This is a genomic window from Bdellovibrio sp. HM001 (assembly GCF_055397275.1).
Window position 1 is genome coordinate 914,036 of the sequence record NZ_AP029174.1, and the last position, 22,616, is coordinate 936,651.

Annotated in this window: 28 protein-coding genes; 18 read left to right on the forward strand and 10 right to left on the reverse strand. The window is 49.8% G+C overall.

Annotated elements, in window-relative coordinates:
- Positions 1-124 precede the first annotated feature (124 nt).
- From sppA to ACZ5ZZ_RS04500, 5 genes are all read left to right on the forward strand, one after another.
- Positions 125-1,093, forward strand: coding sequence for a signal peptide peptidase SppA (gene sppA / locus ACZ5ZZ_RS04480; RefSeq protein WP_464133776.1), 969 nt, complete (start codon positions 125-127; stop codon positions 1,091-1,093).
- Positions 1,094-1,096: 3 nt separating this feature from the next.
- Positions 1,097-1,504 (forward strand): hypothetical protein, encoded by a 408-nt coding sequence (locus tag ACZ5ZZ_RS04485; RefSeq protein ID WP_464117947.1) that lies wholly within the window; start codon positions 1,097-1,099, stop codon positions 1,502-1,504.
- 2 nt (positions 1,505-1,506) lie between these two features.
- Positions 1,507-2,109 (forward strand): HIT family protein, encoded by a 603-nt coding sequence (locus ACZ5ZZ_RS04490; RefSeq protein WP_464117946.1) that lies wholly within the window; start codon positions 1,507-1,509, stop codon positions 2,107-2,109.
- Positions 2,102-2,857, forward strand: a complete 756-nt coding sequence (locus tag ACZ5ZZ_RS04495) for a rhomboid family intramembrane serine protease (protein ID WP_464133778.1) — start codon at positions 2,102-2,104, stop codon at positions 2,855-2,857. The genes ACZ5ZZ_RS04490 and ACZ5ZZ_RS04495 overlap by 8 nt, the downstream gene beginning before the upstream one ends.
- A 113-nt stretch (positions 2,858-2,970) precedes the next feature.
- Positions 2,971-3,156, forward strand: a complete 186-nt coding sequence (locus tag ACZ5ZZ_RS04500; protein WP_464117944.1) for a hypothetical protein — start codon at positions 2,971-2,973, stop codon at positions 3,154-3,156.
- A gap of 127 nt (positions 3,157-3,283) precedes the next feature.
- Here ACZ5ZZ_RS04500 and ACZ5ZZ_RS04505 read toward each other — a convergent pair whose 3' ends face one another.
- Positions 3,284-4,282, reverse strand: a complete 999-nt coding sequence (locus tag ACZ5ZZ_RS04505) for a L,D-transpeptidase family protein (RefSeq protein ID WP_464133779.1) — start codon at positions 4,280-4,282, stop codon at positions 3,284-3,286.
- A 161-nt stretch (positions 4,283-4,443) separates the two neighbouring features.
- Here ACZ5ZZ_RS04505 and ACZ5ZZ_RS04510 point away from each other — a divergent pair, with 161 nt between their 5' ends.
- The 3 genes from ACZ5ZZ_RS04510 (at position 4,444) to ACZ5ZZ_RS04520 (ending at position 7,885) form a co-directional block, all read left to right on the forward strand.
- Positions 4,444-4,953, forward strand: coding sequence for a flagellar basal body-associated FliL family protein (locus tag ACZ5ZZ_RS04510; RefSeq protein ID WP_464117942.1), 510 nt, complete (start codon positions 4,444-4,446; stop codon positions 4,951-4,953).
- 107 nt (positions 4,954-5,060) lie between these two features.
- Positions 5,061-6,467 (forward strand): M16 family metallopeptidase, encoded by a 1,407-nt coding sequence (locus ACZ5ZZ_RS04515; protein WP_464141454.1) that lies wholly within the window; start codon positions 5,061-5,063, stop codon positions 6,465-6,467.
- Positions 6,468-6,469: 2 nt separating this feature from the next.
- Complete coding sequence (locus tag ACZ5ZZ_RS04520; RefSeq protein ID WP_464141456.1) at positions 6,470-7,885, forward strand: M16 family metallopeptidase; 1,416 nt, start codon at positions 6,470-6,472, stop codon at positions 7,883-7,885.
- A gap of 79 nt (positions 7,886-7,964) precedes the next feature.
- Here ACZ5ZZ_RS04520 and ACZ5ZZ_RS04525 read toward each other — a convergent pair whose 3' ends face one another.
- A complete protein-coding gene (locus tag ACZ5ZZ_RS04525) occupies positions 7,965-8,753 on the reverse strand; it encodes a hypothetical protein (protein WP_464141458.1) in 789 nt (262 codons plus the stop codon).
- A gap of 68 nt (positions 8,754-8,821) precedes the next feature.
- Between ACZ5ZZ_RS04525 and ACZ5ZZ_RS04530 the strand changes: the two genes are divergently transcribed.
- The 5 genes from ACZ5ZZ_RS04530 (at position 8,822) to ACZ5ZZ_RS04550 (ending at position 14,032) form a co-directional block, all read left to right on the forward strand.
- Complete coding sequence (locus tag ACZ5ZZ_RS04530) at positions 8,822-9,727, forward strand: LysR family transcriptional regulator (RefSeq protein ID WP_464141460.1); 906 nt, start codon at positions 8,822-8,824, stop codon at positions 9,725-9,727.
- Positions 9,728-9,801: 74 nt separating this feature from the next.
- Entirely contained in the window at positions 9,802-11,709 is a 1,908-nt protein-coding gene (locus ACZ5ZZ_RS04535) for a methyl-accepting chemotaxis protein (protein WP_464141462.1), read from the forward strand.
- Positions 11,710-11,859: 150 nt separating this feature from the next.
- Positions 11,860-12,252 carry a hypothetical protein gene (locus tag ACZ5ZZ_RS04540; RefSeq protein WP_464117934.1) on the forward strand — a complete coding sequence of 131 codons (393 nt, stop codon included), beginning with the start codon at positions 11,860-11,862 and terminating at the stop codon, positions 12,250-12,252.
- 59 nt (positions 12,253-12,311) lie between these two features.
- On the forward strand, positions 12,312-13,667 hold the full coding sequence (locus tag ACZ5ZZ_RS04545) for a gluzincin family metallopeptidase (RefSeq protein WP_464141464.1): 1,356 nt from the start codon (positions 12,312-12,314) through the stop codon (positions 13,665-13,667).
- A complete protein-coding gene (locus tag ACZ5ZZ_RS04550; protein ID WP_464141465.1) occupies positions 13,664-14,032 on the forward strand; it encodes a hypothetical protein in 369 nt (122 codons plus the stop codon). The genes ACZ5ZZ_RS04545 and ACZ5ZZ_RS04550 overlap by 4 nt, the downstream gene beginning before the upstream one ends.
- A gap of 5 nt (positions 14,033-14,037) precedes the next feature.
- On the opposite strand, the gene ACZ5ZZ_RS04555 is transcribed toward ACZ5ZZ_RS04550, so the two are convergent.
- Together ACZ5ZZ_RS04555 and ACZ5ZZ_RS04560 are read right to left on the reverse strand one after the other, a co-directional pair.
- Entirely contained in the window at positions 14,038-14,499 is a 462-nt protein-coding gene (locus tag ACZ5ZZ_RS04555; protein ID WP_464141467.1) for a hypothetical protein, read from the reverse strand.
- Positions 14,500-14,578: 79 nt separating this feature from the next.
- Positions 14,579-14,845 carry a hypothetical protein gene (locus ACZ5ZZ_RS04560; RefSeq protein ID WP_464117930.1) on the reverse strand — a complete coding sequence of 89 codons (267 nt, stop codon included), beginning with the start codon at positions 14,843-14,845 and terminating at the stop codon, positions 14,579-14,581.
- Between the two features lie 172 nt (positions 14,846-15,017).
- Between ACZ5ZZ_RS04560 and ACZ5ZZ_RS04565 the strand changes: the two genes are divergently transcribed.
- The 3 genes from ACZ5ZZ_RS04565 to ACZ5ZZ_RS04575 all read left to right on the forward strand — a co-directional run bounded on the left by ACZ5ZZ_RS04565 (position 15,018) and on the right by ACZ5ZZ_RS04575 (position 16,911).
- Positions 15,018-15,449, forward strand: a complete 432-nt coding sequence (locus ACZ5ZZ_RS04565; RefSeq protein WP_464141468.1) for a hypothetical protein — start codon at positions 15,018-15,020, stop codon at positions 15,447-15,449.
- A gap of 83 nt (positions 15,450-15,532) precedes the next feature.
- A complete protein-coding gene (locus ACZ5ZZ_RS04570; RefSeq protein ID WP_464141470.1) occupies positions 15,533-16,522 on the forward strand; it encodes a hypothetical protein in 990 nt (329 codons plus the stop codon).
- Entirely contained in the window at positions 16,519-16,911 is a 393-nt protein-coding gene (locus ACZ5ZZ_RS04575) for a hypothetical protein (protein WP_464141472.1), read from the forward strand. The genes ACZ5ZZ_RS04570 and ACZ5ZZ_RS04575 overlap by 4 nt, the downstream gene beginning before the upstream one ends.
- Positions 16,912-16,923: 12 nt before the next feature.
- Here the strand turns inward: ACZ5ZZ_RS04575 and ACZ5ZZ_RS04580 are convergent, their stop codons facing one another.
- The 6 genes from ACZ5ZZ_RS04580 to nrdR form a co-directional block, all read right to left on the reverse strand.
- A complete protein-coding gene (locus tag ACZ5ZZ_RS04580) occupies positions 16,924-17,736 on the reverse strand; it encodes a hypothetical protein (protein WP_464141474.1) in 813 nt (270 codons plus the stop codon).
- 70 nt (positions 17,737-17,806) lie between these two features.
- Positions 17,807-18,649: a pyruvate, water dikinase regulatory protein gene (locus ACZ5ZZ_RS04585; protein WP_347357236.1), complete on the reverse strand. Its 843-nt coding sequence runs from the start codon at positions 18,647-18,649 to the stop codon at positions 17,807-17,809.
- The gene (locus ACZ5ZZ_RS04590; RefSeq protein ID WP_464141476.1) at positions 18,649-19,203 is read right to left on the reverse strand and encodes a GTP cyclohydrolase; all 555 of its coding nucleotides are present in this window, start codon (positions 19,201-19,203) and stop codon (positions 18,649-18,651) included. Before ACZ5ZZ_RS04590 ends, ACZ5ZZ_RS04585 begins: the two co-directional genes overlap by 1 nt.
- A 46-nt stretch (positions 19,204-19,249) precedes the next feature.
- On the reverse strand, positions 19,250-19,702 hold the full coding sequence (locus ACZ5ZZ_RS04595) for a hypothetical protein (protein ID WP_464141478.1): 453 nt from the start codon (positions 19,700-19,702) through the stop codon (positions 19,250-19,252).
- Positions 19,702-20,109: a transcription antitermination factor NusB gene (gene nusB / locus ACZ5ZZ_RS04600; protein ID WP_464141480.1), complete on the reverse strand. Its 408-nt coding sequence runs from the start codon at positions 20,107-20,109 to the stop codon at positions 19,702-19,704. The genes ACZ5ZZ_RS04595 and nusB overlap by 1 nt, the downstream gene beginning before the upstream one ends.
- Positions 20,048-20,632: a transcriptional regulator NrdR gene (gene nrdR / locus ACZ5ZZ_RS04605; RefSeq protein WP_011163623.1), complete on the reverse strand. Its 585-nt coding sequence runs from the start codon at positions 20,630-20,632 to the stop codon at positions 20,048-20,050. The genes nusB and nrdR overlap by 62 nt, the downstream gene beginning before the upstream one ends.
- Positions 20,633-20,780: 148 nt before the next feature.
- Between nrdR and ACZ5ZZ_RS04610 the strand changes: the two genes are divergently transcribed.
- Positions 20,781-21,410: an acyloxyacyl hydrolase gene (locus ACZ5ZZ_RS04610; RefSeq protein ID WP_464133807.1), complete on the forward strand. Its 630-nt coding sequence runs from the start codon at positions 20,781-20,783 to the stop codon at positions 21,408-21,410.
- On the forward strand, positions 21,407-22,597 hold the full coding sequence (locus ACZ5ZZ_RS04615; RefSeq protein ID WP_464117920.1) for an RsmB/NOP family class I SAM-dependent RNA methyltransferase: 1,191 nt from the start codon (positions 21,407-21,409) through the stop codon (positions 22,595-22,597). Before ACZ5ZZ_RS04610 ends, ACZ5ZZ_RS04615 begins: the two co-directional genes overlap by 4 nt.
- The last annotated feature ends 19 nt before the right edge of the window (positions 22,598-22,616 follow it).

Here is a 22,616-nt window from a genome sequence, read left to right on the forward strand (position 1 = left end):
GCTGACCCGCAAGGGTTCAGCCGGTCGAGGACGATTGACTGACAAGTCTTAAAAGGGGACCCTAGTAGGGTCCCTTTTTTTATTTGAAAAGGGACCTTTTTCATCCATCCGTTCGGGGGCCGATATGAAGGGCAGCTTTTTCAAAAAACTGGTAATTATCTTTTTAGTGTTTGTGGGTTTGGGCGCTTTGCTGAAAATGGGCGGTGATTTCTTCGGAAGCCCTGACAAAAAGGTCACGGCCAAGAACACCATTCTGCATCTGGAAATGAACGGCGTTATTCTTAACGGCAAAAAGTTCATCAAGAATCTTAAAAAATATCGTGATGATGACAAGGTGAAAGCGATCCTGATCAGCATCAACTCACCAGGCGGCTCTGTCGGGCCTTCCCAGGAAATCTTTGCTGAGATCAAGCGCGTGCGTGATGAAATCAAAAAACCTGTGATCTGTGTCAGTACGGGCGTGATGGCCAGCGGGGCTTATTATGCGGCGGTGGCTTGTGACAAGATCGTCGTGGCTCCGGGCTCTTTGGTGGGTTCAATTGGTGTGATCATGGAGTTCGCCAATCTGGAAAAGCTCTACGACTGGGCAAAGATCTCTCGCTATTCCATCACTTCCGGCAAGTTCAAGGACTCGGGTGCTGAGTACCGTCCGATGCGTGAAGATGAAAGAACTTTGTTCCAAAGCATGATTGATGAAGTCTATGCCCAGTTCAAAGGGACCGTGGCAAAAGAGCGCAAGCTTCAGGAAGATGTTGTTGCTGAGTACGCGGATGGACGTGTCTTCACGGGCGCCACAGCCGTGAAAATGGGCTTTGCCGATCAAGAAGGGTACTTCGAAGATGCGGTGAAATTAGCGGCGGAAACGGCGAAGCTGGGTGAACACTATGAAGTCTTCGAGATCCCCAAAAAGAAAGTCAGCATCTTTGACCTGGGGGGCGGTGAAACTGAAGACGATCTCAACAGCCTGGCGGAATTCGCCGATGTTCTGAAAGGCAAATCTTTCGGTGCGGACATGGAAGGTGCGATGAAGTACATCCTGCGCGCGAAGTATTTGAATCAGCCGCTGATGTTGATGCCGGGTTACTGGGAGTAGGTCATGAAAGCTCTAGGTTTCTTTTTGCTGACATTGTTTTGTGCAGGATGGGCCCAGGCCAACCCTCAGGATCCTCGTCAGCCCCAGTCATGGTTCGATATTCGTTGGAAGGGATATTACTATCTGACGGCGGATATTGAGCCTGCGCCGGGTGTGATTTTTAAGACCGGGCAGAAGTTTGAATTTGTCGGAATCACCGGGGGTGGTGGTTATGTGCCTGTCACTGTATTTGAGCTGAAACCTTTGGTGTGCGAGACGCCGCAGCTTGAAACAGAATTGGTTTTGTTGAATCCTGCGGGTGGAAACAAAACGGAAATTGGCTTTGAGATGCGCAAGAACTGCGTGATGGTTTTCTTTGTGGAAAATCGTCTTGTTGGCACCTCCAGCTATTTCACTGACAGCACGGAGTAATCATGGCAGCCAAAAAGGCTCGTAAAAAGACACCCTCCACCAAGAAAGCGCCGATCAAACGACCGGCAGCGACCCACGGGAAAATTCAGATCGGCAAAGATGTGTGGCCGATGGAGCGCGATGTTCTTTTTCGTCCTGACCGCATGAAGTATGTGCGCAAGCTGATCAAACCTGAAGGCTGCGTGTTCTGTCGGGCCTCGGAAGAAAAAGTCAGCTTTGACACTCTTTGTGCGTTTAAAAGCAAACATTCCATGGTGGTGCTGAACAAGTTCCCCTACAACAGTGGACACCTGCTCGTATTGCCAAAGCGCCACTGTGGCGATCTTTTAAAACTTTCTGATGAAGAATACATGGATCTGCAGAACACCATCCGTTTGGTGATGAAAGCTTTGAACGAGCTTTATCAGCCAGGTGGCATCAACGTGGGTTTGAATCATGGGGCGGTGGCCGGGGCGGGAATCCCGGAACATTTGCATTACCATGTCATTCCACGCTGGACCGGAGACCTTAATTTCTTCCCTTTAATTGCTGAGACCAAGGTCTTGGTTGAAAGTCTTGAGCAGACCTACGAGAAGGTTTGGAGTATTTTAAGAAAATATGAATAGAGGCGTGACTTTCCAAACAGCTCCACTGACACCGGCGGTGAAGTGGTTGCTGATCATCAATGTGGCTATCTGGTTTGTCTTCCAAGTGATCATGGAAGGTTTTCTGCGTGTTCCTTTCACGTCGATCTTCGGTTTGTTCCCGGGGAAGGTTCTGTTTGATTTCCAGATCTGGCAGTTGGGCACCTACATGTTCCTGCACTCAATGCAGGTCACACATATCTTGTTTAACATGCTGATGTTATGGTTCTTCGGGGCCGAGCTGGAGCAGCGCTGGGGTTCGAAGTTCTTCCTGGTCTATTATTTCGTATCCGGCATTGGCGCGGCGATTTTATACTGCCTGGGGGTTTGGATCTATGCCTTGACCACGGGTTCTCAGACCGGATTGATTGTGCCGGTGGTGGGGGCTTCCGGGGCTGTGTTTGGTCTGTTGTTAGCTCAAGGGTTGATCTTTGGTGAGCGTATTGTTTACTTCTTTATGCTTTTCCCGATGAAGACCAAGTTCTTCGTGGCTTTAATGGGGTTGGTGCAGTTGGCCTCTTTGATGACCTCTAGCGTCAGTGGCGGGGAAGTGGCTTATTTGGCCCATCTGGGGGGCATTGTTTCGGGCTTTATCTGCCTGAAAACCAAGGGCTGGCTGGATCGCAATGACCTTCGGAAGAAGTCTAAAAACAAGGGGCGCAACCTGCGTCTGGTCGTTAATAACGAAAAGAACGATAAAAACGACCGTCCCCCCAAATATTGGAACTAACTTCAGAAGCCTTGTGAAAATCAAGGCTTCTGGTGTTTTATGTGGCATCCTCCGCTGGACGGGGCGGGGATTTTGCGCTATAAAAAAGGGCTCGATCGCAAAAGGGAGTTTTTATGTCTTTGGCTCAGGCTAATAAGAATTTGAAATATGATAAGCGTATGACTGAAAACAAAATCAACGCAGGTGAGTTGTCCAAAGAAGAATGGCAGAAGCACCTAGAGCAACTTCCTGATCTTTCTCACAACGTAGAAACGTTCACTATGGACGGTAAAAATACGAAGGATGAAGACTCTCACTAATTCCCGGTGATCTGATCCGCCCCAGCTGAAAACTTTTGGGGACTAAGAAGCACAACCATCAAAAGTGGTTGTGCTTTTTTTATGGCCAAAAGACCACGCCCGTGAAGGGGTGGGTCGGGCTGCAGAGTTACTGTGTTTTGTTTGAAGAGGCGGTCATGGAGTTTTCGCGAGCAATGGCTGCCGCGACTTCGTTTTGATTGAAGGGGGCCCACTCTTCACGGATGATTTTGAAAGAGTCACCGGATTTCAGCGCATAGATGGTTTTAACGCCGTAGTCGATGTGCTTGTCGGATTCATAACGTTGAAGCGTTTTTACCAACAGCTGATCGTTGTGCTGAACGATATAAGGTTGGGACAGGTGAACCTTGATGTATTCGTACTTGGATTTCAGGCTCTTCTTGTGATTCTTCCAGGAGTTATAATTAAAACCCGGAGCTTTAAAGCCCGCATCGTAGTAGGACATGTACTTTTCGATGTCCTGGGTTTCCCAAGCCTGTCTCCAGCTTTCAATGAAGTTGCTCAGGGCCAGGCGGCGCTTGTCGTGTTCGTCTTTGCTGACATAGTCCACATGATCAAAGATCAAAATTGGTGTTTCACCCAGCTTGATGTAGTCCGCCAGCTTTTTGATTACATCATTGCGAACCACAACACAGCCGCGGGAACCACGAGTCAAGGGAACTGAGTCCGGAATAGCATGCAGCCAGATACCAGAACCCGTTTTGTTTTCGCGTTTGTCGAAAAGATTAGGATAGTTCGTGGTAAAGGCCAGTGCCCCGTAAAGACTGAAAGGAATCTTGGGCTGACTTAGGCGTTCTTGCAGGAAGTAAATACCTTCCGGAGTTTTATGGTCATCTCGCTTGGTTTTGTTGCCACCCATTTTGCCGATGTCGGCTGGGTATTCGGTGATCTTTTGAATCAGTTCCCCATTGCGTTCAAAGACAGAAAGTTTGCGCTGTTCTTTATCGACCAGAAAAACATAGCGGGAAAAGGCTTCGGTTTCTGAAATCTGCAGCAAAGAAGCGGGCAGCAGCTCTTTCTCGTTTTGGGATTTGGGCGCGACAACAGGATCCGCCATGGTCGGCAGACTCAGGAAAAGTAAAGCACAGCCCGTGAGGAAACATCTCATATTCTTATTATGCCCGAAAAGGTCTTGTTCTTGTCAAGTGGCTGTCCTCAGGTGTCCAGAGGTTGGACATTTTTCGCGTAATTTAGTTGTAAATAATGAGGTCTAAGATCTTAAGACCTAAGCCTGTCTCACCGATAAAATCTATGACAAGAGGTTTATACATGGCTGAACAAAAAGAGCAATCGACCGCGAAACCGCGCAATATGGCAATGATCTTTCAAGTGGCCTTCGCGGTGCTGAATCTGGGTGTCATGGGGGGCGGGGCTTACATGGTTTATGCCTCGACTATTGGATGGGAAAGCCCCAAGGTGACAGAAGAAGAGGCCGAGCGGGAATTGGCCTCCACAGCCAGTGAAGCGGACACGGCGCCGCTGATCTATACCATGGATAAATTCACGGTGAATTTGGGTGGTGAGCCCAAACGCACCATCCGTCTTGAAATCAATCTGCAAATGCTGGGTAAAGAAGGTTTTGAAGAGGTCATGGAACCTGAAAACCGCGCCAAAGCCCGCGATCGCATAGTCCGTCTGCTAAATGATAAACCCTTTGCAGACCTGGACAGTATTCAGGGGAAACTTTTCTTGAAGGACAAAATCGCCGGGGAAGTGAACGGCATCCTTCGTCGTGGCATTGTGAAGGATGTTTTCTTCTCTGACTTCGTTGTTCAATAGGATATCTGCCAAAAGTCTTAAAAGTCCTTAAGGTCATTGTCATCACAGCCCTGCGGTTTCAAACTAGGTGCAGAGTCGTTCTGTATTAACTAACGAAAGAAGCACCTATGAAACGGATTTCAACTTTGCTCTTGGGGCTGGGGCTTGCTGTCTCTGCCTACGCCGTCGAACCGTCACCTGCACCATCCCCGAAAGGGCAGGAGGTGATTGGCGCTATCAAAGGATGGACTGAAAACAGTCGCCCAGATTTGAAGCTGTCTCTTCCTGTCACAAAATTTGTTCTGGATAATGGATTGACCGTACTTCTGTTGGAAGATCATGCGGTGCCGATGATCAGTTATCATACCTGGTATCGCGTGGGTTCCCGGGATGAGTCCCCGGGTGTGACGGGGGCCGCTCATATGCTGGAGCATATGATGTTTAAGGGTGCTAAGAAATACGACGGCAAATCCTTCGATCGCATCTTCCACGAAAATGGCATCACCAATAATGCCTTCACAACGAATGATTACACAGGCTTCTATGAAAACCTGCCCAGCTCGAAGCTGGAACTGGTCATGGACATGGAGGTGGATCGCATGAGTTCACTTCTGATCAGTCCTGAGGATCTGAAAAGTGAAAAAGAAGTTGTCAAGGAAGAGCGTCGCTGGCGCGTGGATAACAATCCGATGGGATTGTTGCGTGAGCTGATGATGGGAACCTTGTTCAAAGTTCACCCGTACAAATGGCCTGTCATTGGGTATATGAAAGATATTGAAGCCTATGATTCGGACAAGCTTCGCTATTTCTATAATACCTTCTATGTGCCGAACAATGCCGTTCTGGTTGTTGTCGGGGACTTCAAGACATCAACAGTGAAAAGCCTGATTGAAAAGTATTACGGAAAACTGCCGTCCCGTCCTTTGCCGGAAAGAAAGTATGCGACAGAGCCTCTGCAGAAAGCGCAGCAGAATGCGACCTTGCGCAAAGATGTTCAGAATACCTCGTTCGTAGTGGCTTATCAGAGCCCGAAACAAGGCGACCCTGACATGTACGCTCTGGATCTGGCGGCCAATATTCTGGGTAACGGCAGCTCCAGCCGTTTGTACAAGCGCCTGGTGTATCAAAAACAGGTAGCAACATCCGCTTATGCCTACAACTACTCCATGAAAGATCATGGGATGTTCGCAGTGGGAGTGAACATGAAGCCGGGGCTGGGGTCTGCTGAGGCTTTGGAGACTGTTTACAACGAGATCTGGAAGTTGCGTAATCAAAAGGTGACGCCTCAGGAACTTGAAAAAGCCAAAACTCAGGTCATGAAGGATCTGGTGGACAGTCTGAAAACGATGGATGGCAAGGCTCGCGCATTGGCAGTGAATGAAATCGTGAATGGCACCTATGAAAGCCTTTTCACCGACCTTGAAAAGTATCAGGCGGTCACAGCGGATGATATCAAACGTGTGGCCGACAAATTCACGCAGCAGACTCAGCGATCCATTATCACTCTTGAACCCAAAGTGCAAAAGGAACAATAGCCATGAGAATATTTACAGCAGCTTTGACACTTCCTCTTGTATGTTCTGCGCTGGTGGCTTGTTCCAGCTCGACCAAAAAAACAGTGAAGCCTCCGACAGAGGGGTATGTCACAAAGGGCAATGGGTCCTTCACTTTGCAGCCATATAAAGAAGTCACTTTGGAAAATGGTTTGAAAGTTTATTTCATTCATGATGCCAGTCTTCCGCGGGTCAGTCTGACTTTGATGATCAAGACTGGCAGCATGCAGGAAGGCTCCAAGGCCGGCCTGAATGCCTTGACGTCCTATCTTCTGGAGCAGGGCACTCAATCACGGGACGCTTTGAAACTGGCGGATGAGTTTGGGCAATTGGGTTCCAGCGTGGATATCAGCCCCAGTGCAGACGCCACAACGGTGTATGCTGATGCTTTGACAACCGGAGCCCAGACGTTACTGGATCTTTTCGCGGATGTGACAATGAACCCGGCCTTTAAAGATGCGGAAATCGCCCGCATTCGTTCCCAGATGCTGGCGGGTTTGCAAAAGAAGATCGACAATCCGTCCTCTTTTGCTGACGAAAAAATGGATCAGTTTATCTTTGGCAATCATCCTTATGGACGTGACACCAATGGCACTCCGGAGGGGTTGAAGTCCATCGGCAAGCAGGATGTGATCAAGCACTATCTGACATTCTTCCGTCCGAACAACTCGTTGCTGGCGGTGGTGGGAAGCTACGATGCAGCCTATGAAAACCGTGTAAAAGAGGTCTTTGGAAAATGGACAAAGCGCACCACTCCAGAGGTTCAGGTCGAGGCTCCCCCAGTCAGTGAGAGCCTTCAGGTGAAGCTGATAGTGAAAAAGGGGCTGCAGCAGACTCAAATTCGCATCGGACAGGTGGGAATCGATCGCGCGGATCCTGATTACTTGCGCCTGCGTCTGGCAAATGAAACCGTGGGTGGCAGTTTTGCCAGTCGTCTGAACCAGAAAGTACGTGATGATCTGGGACTGACATATTCCATCTATTCGTACTTCGATGTTCGTAAAGAACGTGGAAGCTATGACATCGTGACCTTTACGAAGAACGAAACTGCTGGAAAGACCTTGGAGGAGGCCTTGAAGGTACTGACAGATTTTGTCAATAACGGGGCGACCGAAGCTGAGGTCAGTGCGGGACGCAACCAGTTGATTGGTCAGTTCCCGAGAGCTATTGAGACTGCAGATCGCCTGGCTTACAATCTTCTGGCTTTGGAGTTTTATGGTATCCCGGTCAATTATCTGACGGATTTCAACAAGAATGTCGGAGCCATCAAGCCGAAAGAGGCCAATGCGGCCTTCAGGAAAGTCGTAAACCCGGCTAAGTTCAAGGTTCTGGTTTACGGGGATGAAAAGATCATTCCTCAGTTTGAAAAGTACAAGCCGGTCATTGAGCGCCTGAAGTAAAAGATGACATAAAGACAAAATAAAAACCCCACAACTTTCCAGGTTGTGGGGTTTTTATTTTTAACTTTTGATCTGGATCTTATCTGCGTTTTTTGCGGGCCTTCAAGAAGATGAAGGCACCCAAAGCAGCTAACAGGATCGCTCCGGCCAGAAGCAGGGTCTTATTGTTGCCTTTGCCGCCTTCTTCTTCACCTTGCAGCATATCCGCAGGCATGGCGGAACTGATCGGGGCTCCCAATGTTTCCGAGCCTGGCCGGATGGGGCCCAGTTCCGGTTTGGCCAAAAGGTTCTTAGAGGCAATCACGCGCAAGCTCATCACCGCCTTGAAGAAATCCTGGCTGTATTTGGTGTAGTACTGCTTGTGGGCGCTGAAGGTGATCAGGATGGCAATTTTGTCTTTAATGGTCGCCAAATAGCGAGTGAAATAGTTGGGAACTTCAGAGCCCAGGTGCAGTGAATCCACCCATGTCTGGTCGTTGATCTGCACACTTTTGGATTTATAGACGATTTTGGATTCGGCAGAGCCGCCACCCTTCAAGGCCACAGAAATAGGTGTGTTCAGGTGCGATTCATAAAGAGCAAAGGTGTCCGTCGGACCGACTTCTTTGGCGGTCAGAATGATAATGGCTTCTTTGGCTTCCTTGGTTTGTTCACTTCGGCAGACCCATTCGGTTTGCTCCAGATTGCACTTCCAGGACTCTGGCATTTCAAATGCGATGTAAGCGTTACGAAAGACTTTTGCATGGGCGCTAAAACTGAGTAGAATAACGGCGAGTGATGCTAACAAACGATACTTCATGCAGACCTCGGCTGTGCTGTACTGGTTTACAATCCGGCGGCGCCGGATGGGTTTACACTTCGGGTTCACCGAAGTAGGCTGCAGTAAGTATAATAACAATTTCCTCTGGGATCAAAGAGCAAAAAGGGAGATTTCCTGTGAAGAACCTTTATCAGCTGACCACATTTGTGACCGTCATCAGCGAGGGCAGCATGACTGCGGCAGCGGACAAGCTCTATCTGACCCAGCCCGCAGTCTCTCAGCAGATTCGTAATCTGGAGGAAGATCTAGGGGTTGAGCTGCTGGTCAGGGGGGTGCGTTCCATTAAGGCCACTCCTCAAGGGGAGGTTCTTTACGAGTATGCCAAAAAGATTATTCATCTGACCCAGCAGGCGGAAATAGCCATCAAATCCATTGGCAATCAGATGAAGGGGCAGTTGCGAATTGGGACACTGAACTCCTTGGGATTGCACGTGATGAGTCCCATTGTGGGGCGTCTGATGCGGCATAATCCGGAACTGACTCTGAAGATCGAGTACGATCGCGGTGAAGAGTTGATCAAGGGCTATAAAAAAGGTCACTACGATGTGCTGATTCTGCCTGACACCAAGACAGAGTTCGACTCTGAACTTGACGGCAGCGAACAGCGCTTTTTGTTGAAAGAGGAAATGTGGCTGGTGGGCTCCAGCAAAGACGAAAAGATGCCTCAGCAGATTATGGTGAAGGATATGGGAGCCTTCCCTTTGGTGGACTTCACCGAAGAGTTCCCGGCTTTTTACAGTGAACTGCACGGCAAGATTCAGTCACAAGGAGCGATGGTCAGCGCAATTTTTGAGTCTTCCAATGTGGGGACTTTAAAACGTGTGATCGAAGCCGGGTTGGGTTGGGGATTCCTGCCCGCGCATTCGATTAAAAAGCAAGTGCGTTCAGGTCGTTTGAATCGGGTGTACGTAAAAGACATGCACTACGAAATTGATCTGATGTTCTATTATAAAAAGAATTCAGAAAGCAAGTCCTTGGTCGAGGTCTTCTATCAAACTCTGGCTCAACAGGAAAAAGGTTAGACTTTTGTAGTATTCATTTATGAACAAGTTTTTCCGAAAGAATTATTCAGATTCTATTTCGGGAGAAGTCTTAAATGAAGAAACAGTATTCTATTCAGGTCAAGTTGGCAGTCCCTATTATTTTGATTGCATTGCTTGTATTGGGAACAATGACCTTTTTGATGGCACGCAATGGCCACGAAACAGCCAAAAAGGGAGCGACCGATAAAACCGTCGCCACGGCAAGAGCCTACGCGTCAGAAATGCGCCTGGAAGTTGAGCGCGGGTTGGATATCGCCCGAAGCATGGCGCATGTTTTAGAATCATTTAAGAAGCGCAACACCACGGGCCGTTCTCAAGTGGCCGAGGCTTTGCGTGAAATTCTGGAAAAGAACAAGTTTCTGATTGGTGCCTGGACAGGTTGGGAGCCTAATGCCTGGGATGGCAAGGACGCTGACTATGTTTCAGTTCAGGGGCACGATGCGACAGGTCGCTTTGTTCCATATTTGAACTGGGAAGGCGGCAAGTCTTCTTTGACTCCTTTGATCGGTTACAGCAAGCCGGGTGAAGGAGACTACTATCTGGTGCCTCAAGCCCGTGGTAAAGAAACCATGATCGAGCCTTATCTCTATCCGATTGACGGTGTACAGGTGTTGATGACCTCGGCGGTGGTACCTATCTTTATTGATGGCAAGTTCGTTGGAAACTCGGGTGTGGATCTGCCTTTGAAAGAGATCCAAGCCAAAGCCAACGGTGTAAAGCCATTTGAAACTTCCGAAGCTTATTTGGTCACTGCAAACGGGAACTATGTTTCACATCCCGATGAAAAGATGATCACCAAACCAGCTGAATATCCGTTTGAAGCTGAAAAATTCAAAGCGGCGATCAGCAAGGGTGAAGAGCTGACGATCACGGGTGTGGATCCGAAGGATCAAAAGGAATACCTGTATGTGGTCTCTCCGATGAATTTGGGTCACACACAAGAGCCATGGGCTTTGATCGTCAGAACTCCAACCAGCACGGTGTTGGCTGAAGCTAACACGATGGTTTGGACTCAGATTATTATCGCCCTTTCCGGCATCTTTGTGTTGCTGGTGGCGGTGATGGCAATTGCCCGAATGATTTCCAAATCTGTCAGTGGCCTGGCCAACAAGCTGCAAAGTTCTGGTGACCTGGTGTCTTCTGCAATTCACCAGTTGTCCATTGCGGGGCAGTCCCTGTCTGAATCCTCCAGTTCTTCTGCGGCCTCTTTGGAAGAAACTGTGGCGGCTTTGGAAGAAATGACTTCCATGGTAAAAATGAATTCTGACAACGCGAAACAGGCGGCGGCTTTGTCGGCGCAGTCCTCTGAAACAGCCGTTCAGGGTGAAAAAGAGATGGGCGAGTTGTTGGCTTCCATGAATGAGATTTCCTCTTCATCCAAACAGATCGAAGAGATCATCAACGTGATTGATGATATTGCCTTCCAGACAAATCTTCTGGCCTTGAATGCATCCGTGGAAGCGGCTCGTGCCGGGGAACACGGTAAAGGCTTTGCGGTTGTGGCCGAAGCCGTGCGCACATTGGCTCAGCGTTCTGCCAGTGCAGCCAAAGACATCACAGGTCTGATCAAAGAATCTGTTGAGAAAATTGATCGTGGAACGCACAAGGCAGACAAATCCGGCGAAATGCTGAAAAACATTGTGACTTCGGTTAAGAAAGTGGCGGATCTCAACAACGAAATTTCCATGGCCAGCGAAGAGCAGTCCACGGGTATTCAACAGATCTCCAAGGCAATGAATCAGCTGGATCAGTCAGTTCAGTCTAATGCCGCGTCTTCTGAGGAAATCGCCGGTACAGCGCAAGAGATCAACTCTCAGGCGGCGATCATGAAGAATGTGGTGGATGAACTGAACACAGTTGTTTATGGGGACGGCAAGCAGCCGGCTCCAGCGACAACTTTGACGGCGAAGGCCCCACCAGAGCATCCGGAAATGGACGAAGAGGGCTGGAAAGCGGCCTAAGTCAGCGCCTCCACCGGGAGGTTGTATTTTCATGACTCGCAGAATTAAGCATGACCAAGGTCATGCTTAATTTTTTTGTGAAGGGGATAGAGTGCAATCAACCCCAAGCAAGGGTCCCTGTCGATGGACGACAGAGTTCAAGGAGTCACTATGAAAATCGTTTCTTTGATTATGGCAGCGTTGGTCAGTTTAGGTTCAGTGGCTTTGGCATCCCAAGAACAAGGTGTGGCCAAAGATGTCCAAATTGGTATCAGTGGAGTTTATGTTCCGGGCGGTTTTGATTCTGCCTCTGACGTTTATGTTGTTGTGAACGGGATCTTCCAGAATGGTTGTTACAAGTGGAAGAATGCTGAGATCGAGCACAAGGACACTTATTATCACAATATCAAGTCCATCGCGACCGTCAGCCCCGGCATGTGTCTGATGGTACTTATTCCCTTCCAGAAAGAAGTTCGTCTGGGCCGCTTTGCACCGGGAAAACACACTTTGCACTTTGAAAATGGGGATGGCACTTATATCGAAAAATCTGTGATGATCGAGTAAGAAATTGCACCCAAAAGAGGGCTTCAACGAGCCCTCTTTGTTTTTGAAGGGATGCTGTCATGAATAAGATCCTGCCTCTGTTTTTTCTCTTGTTCGCTTCCTGCACGAAATCATCTTTTCACGTGTATGACTGGAAAGCCGGAGACGAGAGCCCCATCACCCAAGAACTTGCGGTCTATGACTTCGCCGCCGCCCCTAAAAATCTGTCCCAGGGCGAGTGGGTTCGACTTCAGCCTCAGACCTATCGCGGTTTTGTGGTTGAATCCTCTTATCGAAAAGAAATTCATTCTGACAAGGGCGCGCTCAAGCAGCTAAGAGCTGGCGTGGTGAAACCCGAAATTGCCTTGGCCCATCTGGATACGAACGCGGTCAACCAGGATGCGCAGAGGATTCGTCAAAAGCTGCAATCGGCCTTTCCTGTTTTCCGCAAAAGACCTCCACAAAGTGTGACTCCGGTGATCACTCAGCGCGAGGGCTTTTACGAGATCGTCTGGCAGGTTGATTATGCCGATGAAAAAGGTCGTATGTGGACTCTGAAGCTGAATAAGAATCTGGAGGTTCGCTCTCTTCGCCCCGCAGGTTCGCAGTTTATCGATACCAGTGCCTGGGTGTTTCCTCGCGGGCCTTTGTGGGGTGGTGTTCAGGAGGTTCCCTTGAAGGGGCTCTATTTGGAGCCAGCGTTGGCCAATCATTGGGTTTATGTCAGTTCCCAGGCTGAAAATAAAATTAGTAAAATTGCGGGGCCTTTGAAGTTTTCAATGGAGGATCATCGCTTTGATCAGACGCAGGCATTTGTCTACTTAAACGAATCCTTTAGTTGGTTCCAAAGTCGTCTGGGCTTCACTTTGCCTTTTCAAGTGCAGGCGGAAGTGTTTGTCGGTTATCCCGAAAAGACCAATTCAGCTTTTTATTATCAGGGAAAAATCCGTTTGGGGCAGGGGGATGATGAGTACTATCAACATATTCCCCGGGATCCGTCCATTGTCATTCATGAAAGTGCTCATGCGGTGATTGATGTGCTGGCCAAGCTTCCTTTTGAAGGAGAGGGCGGATCTTTGAATGAGGGCTTTGCCGACTATTTCACGGCCATGCAGTTGGGCAGTCCGCGGATGGGAGAAGTCTCTTATAAGAAAGCACCTTTTCGCAGAACTGTTTTGAACAGCCTGTCTTTGGGGGATCGCACCGGAGGTCTGTATCATGACTCTGGGATTGTCAGCGGAACCTTGTGGGAGTTGTCTGAACAGTTGGGTGCAAGCAAGGGCCTGGAAATCGCCATGAGCGTTCTGAATCGACTGGTTCCAGGCAGCGATTTTGCCGACTTTGGAAAAACTTTGAAGGATGTGTGTCTGGAAAAATTGTCAGCTCAGGATGCCGGAGCGGCCTTGGCGATACTTTCCAAGCGGGGGTTGCTATGAGTTTGCTGGGGATCTGGATTTTTGTGGGTCTGTGGTATCAGGATCGCGAGCTGCCACCGCCGAACCCGGCACTGCACATCGTTTATCAGTTTGGCTCTGAAAGCGAAAATATCCTGCGCTATTGGCGAGACGGAGAACACGGCTTCTGTGAAAGACGGGCTCGTTACAGCTGGCGGGGCGAACAACTCTATCAAAAGGTTGTCGAAGTTCATCCTGACAATGCGTCCTGGTGTTCCCAGGATCCTGACATGCGCCTGGGCTTTGAGAGCTGGACGACTCTTCGTCTGAAAGACCAGCGTCTTTATTTGAAAGTTCTTATGGGCGAAGAGGATCTGGAATTTATCTGGGAAAAGCAGACCGATTGAGCTCTTTACTTAAAACGTTGGGCGCAAGCTTGTTTCAAAAGATACGCCTCGCGCCAGGTGTCGGCGCTTCGCAGGGCTCCCTTTAAGTACCAGTAGATGCGCATTTGTTCCATGTACTTTAGATCGCAGAATCCGGTGTCCACGTAACAGCTGACGTGGCTGTCCATGGCCATGGTGTGCAGGTCTTTGCAGCTTGTGCCTTCGGCCACTTCCTGAATACGTTCCTGCAGGCAATATCGAACATCCTGAAGCCAGATCTGTGACCGTGGTGAAAACCGGGCCTCATCTTTCAGGAATTTTTGACAATAGGGATATCCGAAATTTTGCCAATAACCTCTTTTGCCGCAGGCTTGTTCGCGCTCTTTACAGGCGTAGAAGTCGCAGGATTGGTCGCTGGGAAGGCAGGATGAGGCCGTCGCTGCAAAAGACGCCAAAACAGTAATAAAAGCGAGAAATAAACGAGACATAGAAAACGAAGCTAAAAGCAGAAGGGGCCGGTGTCCAGCCCCTTCCTGCCCACGGGCAAAACTTGCAGGGGTGTCTAAATCAGTGACGCTCGCTTGGATCATTTGGCTTAGGCACTTTGCTGCAGATATAGCCACAATGCTCAAAGCAGTGGGACGATTTGCTCCAGCAGTATTTCTTGGCAACCAAGTATCCCTTGGGGCACGAGGGACGTTCGAAGTCGGCTGTCCAGATAGGCTCCACAGCCGCCATCTCTGGGATATCCTGCGCTGAGCTATAGGTTTCTATCGCGCCTGCCGTGCCGGCAAATGCAAACGAAGTAAGAATCAGTAAAAACATTTTTTTCATGGGTGTCTCCTTGGTGATTTTGTGAAAGAGTATCGGGGGTTACAGATTCCAATCCATCGCTTTTGTGGTTGGGTGCGGGATTACAAACAAAGCGTTGCAGGGGCATTACACCATTCCAGAAATAGCGGGTAATTTTTCAAACGCGAACGCAATCTGACAAACAGGAGATTTTATGAAGAAGGTTTTTTTATTCTTAGTGAGCTTCTTGGGCTCGGCGCAAGTTTTTGCAGCAGCTGATTCAGTCGCAGTCTTTCATCGCGCGGAAAAAGTGGGTGTTCTGTTGAATGAACGAGCCGCAGTGGGGCGTATTCAGCAATTCATGGACGCCGTCGGGGCCGACAGTCGTTTCCGTTGGTTGTCGGTGGATGAAAGTGTGAAAATTGAATGTGCCCGTGAAGATGTCAGAGCGACTTGCACCATTCGCTTCCTGCCGTCTGAAAGTGTGGCGATCCAGGGGCGCAGTGTGAAGGCATTTGTGGCAACTCAAGACTTCCCCCAGTCTTTTGAAATGACCTTCGAAAGCTCCATGGAGGATCGCTTTATCCTGCAGATGGGACCGCAAGGGCTGTGGCTCTGGGCAGGGAAACGCGGCGAAGCTCCTTAAGGCGCGCGCGGCTTAGGTCTGAATATAAAGAAGGCCCGGCGATGGGTCTGGGCAAAAACAAAAGGCCATTGGATAATGATTCCATGGCCTTTTTATTTTTCCTTCTCTTATCGTGGAACGTCAGTGCCGGAGAGCCCGATAATTTTTCTGCGCGCCGGGATTCCAGAGCCGTGGTCGCTAACGCGGAAATCAATAAAGCCATCAATGGTGTTCTGGACATGAATCTGCAGGAGTTCCCCGCGAAGTTCGGGTGTGATCGAAAGAAGTTTTTGGACTTTGTGCAGGACGATCTGGATCGCAATTTACCGCAAGTGTATAAGGCCGTCTATGTGAATGCGCCTGTTGCGGGGCCTCGCTTCGCCCGCGAAGTGCCTTATCGGGCCGGCCGCCCTTACACGGATCTTTACTTCTCTCAATCCTATAAGGTGAACATTAAGGGTCAGGCATTCTATATCGGTCTGGATAAGATCGATCACTTTTTCGCGCATGGGGCGACTTATTGGGACATGGTCGGGCAGGATCCGGCCCTGCCCAAGGACAAGGTCAAAAAAGCCCTGGAGGTCGGAGTCCTGCAGGAACAAGCCACGTGGGGATTGCAGCGTCCGGGTGTGAAGTCCTATGCGGATCTGTCAGCCAACTATCAGGGGCTTTATTTCTGGCGGGATCTTTTTGATGGCAAGCCCGCCATTGCCCTTTGTCAGAACGGTCGTTTTGTAAAGAACCGGGAATTTAAGATTGAGGACTACTTCGTGCCATCGATGGATGAAACCATCAATTGCAACAGCTACGCCGATCAGGAGATGTATCAGGCGATAACCACGGTCACCAAGAAGTGGGGACAGAAGTGCCCTGCGGTGGAAGGTCTTTGCGAGGAAATGAAATCCAAAAACGGCGAATTCGCCTCTTTGCTGTTGCATCCGCGCTGTCTGGGCACAGGGACATCGCAAGTGGAAAAGGCCTCGGCCATGACCACGAAGGATGTGCTCGACACCGCTCAGGCGGTGATGGGCGGAGGCGCCAACTATCTGCTCTTTAAGTTGTTCGGCGAAAAGAAAGGGCAAGGTGTGCGATGAGGATTCTTCCAAAATGTGCTGCCGTCGCTGCAAGTTTTTTCGTGCTTTCAGCACAAGGCTCTCTGGATGACGCCAACAAAGTCTGGAAGGATTTCCGGGCTTGCGCCAAACGAACGCCGCAGGATGTATTTGTGTCCTGCGCTCGTGGATATTTGGCTTCCACGCTGGTGATGCCAGAGCAAAACAAAATGATACAATTTTTGGACGTCGGCTATGAGTTCACAGGATTGCAGGACTGCACCGATAAAAACAAAGTCCAACCGAATCAAAGGACCTCTGAGTTTTACTGCATGGAGCTAAAAGGAAAAACGAAGAATGGGGAAGGTTATGTGGCCTTCGTCAAAGAATCCGAAGGCCTGAAAATTAAAACAATCAAATTCAAATACTAGGGGAATCAGAGACTACCATCCGCCGTCGGCAGGATCATGCTCCAGATCGTACAGGCTGATATCAAAGTAATAGACTCGGTCGTGGGCGCGATAGGCAAAACAACCTTTTTTATTCGCGCTCAGATTAAAGCCAGCCCCCCACCAGAAATATCCCTTCACCTCACTGGCCGTATTGGCGGCGCTGGCAGGATTTTGCACAAGAGACATTTCCGCTTGGGTGTGATTTTCACCCACCAGGTTTCGTGTTCTATGGCGGTGTCGGATTCTTGGATCAGGAAGAACCTGATTATTTTCATCGAGCATCTTGAGCTGTTCTGCCGTGTGATACAGGAACTTGATCTGACCGTCGCGGAAAACCTCTTCATAGAACCGGGACATCGCCTGCACAGGGAATCGATCGTACTTTTCCTGCATTAACTTCTCGGGAATCAAAAGATGGGAGTGTCCCATGTCCGGGAAGAAGACAGCATCAACCACATCCAGCTGAAGACCTTTTTCTACATGGCGAGCCACTGTTTGCACAAAGGATTTGTCCACCACGACATCTCCGCCCCGGTCGCTATAGTAGGGCAGGCGGATTGTTTGTGTCGCTGAATCGAAATAGGCGTTCTTGGAAAGTCTTTTCGGAGACTCATACATTTCTGTAAATTTGAGCAGCATTTCCGGCAGCTCATAGCCCCACTTGAAGTCTTTGGTGTAAAGGGGGTTGACACTGGGGGTACAACGAGCGGCGATTGCGGCCCGAGTATTGAGCTCTGCACTCTGTGCCGGAGCCTGAAGTGTCCCAAAAAGAGACAGAACTACTAATGAGATCAGCTTTTTCACTTCATCCTCCTGCCTTGCTGGAGGAATCTCTCCGCAGGTCAACTTATTGGCAGCAAGAAGTACGCCACTTTTAGAAAATCACGCTGTCGGGAAGTCCCAGACGGGCGGCGATGATGCGCACGATCTCGCTGGCCGTTTCTTCCAAGGCGCGTTCGGTGACGTTAAACACCGGCCAGCGCCGATTCACCTTGAAGATCTTCTCGGCGTATTCGATTTCTTTGGCGATATGAGACATTGAAGCGTAAGACCCGCCGGGATCTTGGCCGAACTTTTCCAATCGACTTTTGCGGATTCTTTGCAGGGAATCCATATCGATGATCAATCCCACGATCCGGCGCTGATCAATTTTGAAAAGCTCTTCCGGCAGCGGCGTATCCAGCACCAAGGGCACGTTGGCGACCTTCCAGCCTTTGTGGCTGAGGAAGATCGACAGCGGTGTTTTACTGGTGCGGGAAATTCCGACCAGCACGATGTCGGCCTTGTCCAGCTCTGCAAACGTTTTTCCGTCATCGTGTTTCACGGTGTATTCAATGGCTTCAATGCGTTTGAAGTATCTTTCATCCACTGCGCGTAAAGCGCCCACGGCGTCTTCGGAATGTTGTCCAAAGAACGTGTCCAGGGTGGAAAGTAAAGGTCCCAAAAGGTCAAAGTAAGGAATGCCTTTGCCGGAAGCCATTTCGCGAATTTTGGCGCGCAGACCTTGGCTGGCCACGGTGTAGGCCAGCATCCCGCGGCGCTCGAAGCATTCTTCGATCACGGCTTCGGCCTGGGCTTCGGTGCGCACATTTTTACAGCGGATGATATTGACGTCTTTGGTGGTGTATTGAACCAAGGCCGCGCGGATCATGGTGGCGGCAGTTTCACCGGTACTGTCTGAAAGAATATAGATCGTGTAGGTTTGAGAGTCCGTCATTAGTCAGCAAGTCCATTGATCAAAGCCGTGCGAACATTTTCGATATGCTCTTTCAGCCAAAGATCGGCCATTCCCGAAAACAGTAAAAACGCAAAGTCAGGGCTGGCCTTGATCAGCAGGCAGGACGTTTTGTTTTCCGGATCCAGGTGCTGCAGTTGCAGTTTGCTGAGCATTTGTTCGGAGTTGGTGGTCAAAACCGAAAGCATATTCATCGGTGGCAGGCGCAGAACGGCTTTGGAGTTGTTTTTCAAAAGCTGAGTGGCCCCTTTATGGAAATAAGCTTGAGCCTTCCATTGAGCATCGTTGTTTTCCAGAAGAACTCCGGCATCAAACAGCAGTGCCAGTCGGGAAAATACCACAATCGCACGGTCGATATGATCTTCAGGCAGCCCCAAAGAAAGGCCGCGCACCAAGGACAGATCGCGCGATGGTTCGAAGTGGGCCGTACGCTCGCTGGCTTCAACCTTCGCCTCAAAATCATTATCCAGAACGGATTCCAAACGCTTCTGCAGGTTTGTGATTTTTGACACGATTGTTTGCGACAGTTTTTCCATGACGTTCTCCCACGCTGATCATTTTATTCTGGGGAGAAACACGCACTTAATCAAGTACGACAGTGAAATCCTGCGCAGGGTGGTGGGCCTGCCAGGCAATCTGAAGGTTCCCGGTACTTTGTCCAGGTGGCAGGAAAATGCGCAAGGTCGGCTCTTTCAGATTTTTCCAGATGCTAAACACTTCCGCCGTCCAGGCAGCAAGATCCCCGTTCCACGGAAGAACCACGACCCACTTATTGGGCAGCAGTTTTTCAGAGGCGATCATCAAAGGGGCCGAAGATGTGGCAGGTTGAAACGGGGACTCCAGTTCTGCTTCCTGCACAACAGTTTCCACAAACGCGGGAATGGCCGGGCTGTGATGGCGCGAGGACTTGCAGACTTGAAAATTCAGGTACCAGTCCAGCTTGGCGGTCCACGGTGACTTTTCCAGATCAGGCACAATCCACAGGTCGGAACCTGGGTTCAGTGCGCTGGCCTGGGAAAGTACGCTGAGTGCCATTAGCGAGCCTTACCGACTTGATCCAGAAGACCGTTGACGAAGCTGCCGGAATCCGAAGTTCCGTACTTCTTGGCAATTTCAACGGCTTCATTGATGGCGATGTTTTCTTTGATCGGATCCGCGGCGAATCGCATTTCATAAACCGCGATGCGCAGAATGTTGCGATCAATCGTGGCCATGCGCTCCACTTTCCAGTGGGCACTGGAGGCTTGAATTTTGGAATCAATGGCGGCTTTCTGCGACTGCACACCGGTCACGAGTTGATCGGCGTAGGAAATCACTTCGGGGTCAAGACTCTGCTCAAACACTTCAAGGAAGGTTTGGTAGCTGATCTGCGGAGCAAACTCAGTTTGAAAGAGGACCTGGAGGGCGAGTTCGCGGGCTTGGCGTCTTGCTGTCAGTTTCATGGTTCGTACTTTTCTCGCTTTCAACAAATGTCATAGCGGTGAGGCTTAATTGTGGATTACTTGCGTCGACAAAATCAAGAAGCTCGGCGTCTTCCAGAGTCTCCACAAATTCCTGAACGTCTTTGAAAGTTCTGTATACACTTGCAAAGCGAATATAGGCAACGTCATCCAGTTGTTTTAGTTCCGCCATGACTTTTTTCCCGATCAGACGGGAAGAGATCTCGGATTCACCGCGGTTGATCACCCAGGCAGAGATCTTTTCCACCACGGCATCAATCTGCGCCAGACTGACCGGGCGCTTTTGACAGGAGGCTTGCAGGCCTTTCAGGATCTTTTCTTTGCTGAACGGTTCACGGCGTCCATCTTTTTTGATGATGAACGGGAAAGCCAGCATGATGGTTTCTACTGTTGAAAAACGAGCCTTGCACTCGAGGCATTCGCGACGGCGGCGAATGCTGCCATCTTTCTGCACTCGGGTATCCAAAACTCTGTCATCAGCATGTCCGCAAAATGGGCATTTCATAGTCTTTAGTCCCGTCTCAAAAGCTAGCCGGAGATTAGGGAGCCGACCGTCTTGAGTCAACGGGTCCAGTGGCTTTGCCTATGTGCGTTATAGACCTTCCGTGGCAGGCTAAAAGCTGGATAGAATAGAGGGCAGAATTGAGGTGCGTGTGAAGACTTTTCTATCGTTGATTTTGCCCTTGTTTGTCGCTTCTGTGGCCACAGCTCAAAATTCCCAGCCTGTCGTTGGACGTGAGGCGGCGGCCAAGTACTTCCAGCCCCGTGATCCGGCTGAGTCCTATGGAGACTCGGTGCGAGCGGCTTCTGATCATTACCTGGCTTTGCACTTCGGCCGCTATATGGCATCGCAATCCTATGACTGGGGTAAAAATGGTCAGGAGGACGATGCGGGGAAAAATCAGTTTGGCGTCACTTACCGAGTGGGTGAGTGGTACAACTCCATGGATTTGGCACTGCGCCTGGATTATTCAGAATTTGAGCTGGCCGACGAAAATCCGACGAAATTATCCTTCCTGCCTTTGATCACCTTCCCTGATGCGTCCTCACGTTTTCCGCTTTATTTCGGTGCGGGGCTGGGGCTGGGTGTGTTCTTTAAACAGGCCTCTGGAAAATCTGCACTGTCTTTGGACTATCAGTTGATCGCAGGCGCTCGTTTCTTTGATATCTTTGAAAATACTGGATTCTTCATCGAAGCTGGTTTAAAAAACCACCTTCTTATTCTGTCCTCGGGGCAGTTCAACGGAACCTTTTTGGCCACTGGCCTGGTATTTACATTTTGAAAATTCATAAGCACCTCGTATCCGAAATCGTTACTGCCCTTGATGAAGTCTTTGAACAGGGCTTCTATGCAGACAAAGTTATTCAGCGTCACCTGAAGGCGAACACGCGCTGGGGTTCCCGCGACCGTCGTTTCTTTGCCGAATCCGTCTACGAAATCGTGCGCTGGGAACGTCTGCTCAGTCACATGGCTGATGACAATGATCTTTGGAAGGTCTGGGGCGCTTACTGGATTCGTCAGGGAAATGAGCTTCCTGACTGGGAAGAGCTGCAGGGGTTGAACCCGGCCGAAGTGATTGCGCGTGAAAAGAATGTGTCTTCTTTTGCCGTGGCTCAGTCGATCCCGGACTGGATGCACGCACGTGGACAGCAGGAGTTGGGCGACGAGTGGAAAGACGCCATGCGCGCTCTGAATAAGCCCGCTGAAGTTTATTTGCGCACCAACACCTTGAAAACGACTCCGGATGAACTGATCAAAACGCTAGAGACCGCTGGTATCAACGCCACGAAAGTTTCTCCGGATCTGCCGAATGCTTTGCGATTGGTGGAACGTAAAAACGTATTCATCACCGAGCCATTTAAGAAGGGTTTGTTTGAGGTTCAGGATGCGGCTTCGCAGATGGTGGCGCCTTTGTTGGGAGTTGAACCCGGCCACCGTGTGATTGATGCGTGTGCGGGTGCGGGTGGAAAAAGCCTGCATCTGGCTTCGATGATGAAGAACAAGGGCAAGATCATCTCTCTGGATATTCATGAGTGGAAGCTGCAAGAACTCAAAGTCCGCGCACGCCGTGACGGGGTGGACATCATCGAAACGCGTTTGATTGATTCCAACAAGGTGATCAAACGACTGTACGATACTGCCGATCGCCTGCTTTTGGATGTGCCTTGTTCAGGGATGGGTGTTTTGCGCCGCAACCCTGACAGCAAGTGGAAGCTAAGCAATGAAGAGATCGACCGCCTGCACGGTTTGCAGTACGAGATCCTGACAGGTTATTGCAAGATGACCAAAAAAGGCGGGCAGATGGTTTACGCGACCTGCAGTCTGTTCCCGAGCGAAAATGAAAAGCAGATTGAAAAGTTCATGAGCGAGCACGGGTCTGACTGGACTTTGCTCAAGCAGATTCATGTGCGCCCGGATAAAGAGGGTTATGACGGCTTCTATGCCGCCCTTCTTCAGCGTAACAAATAACCGGACCCTCCTGGACCCT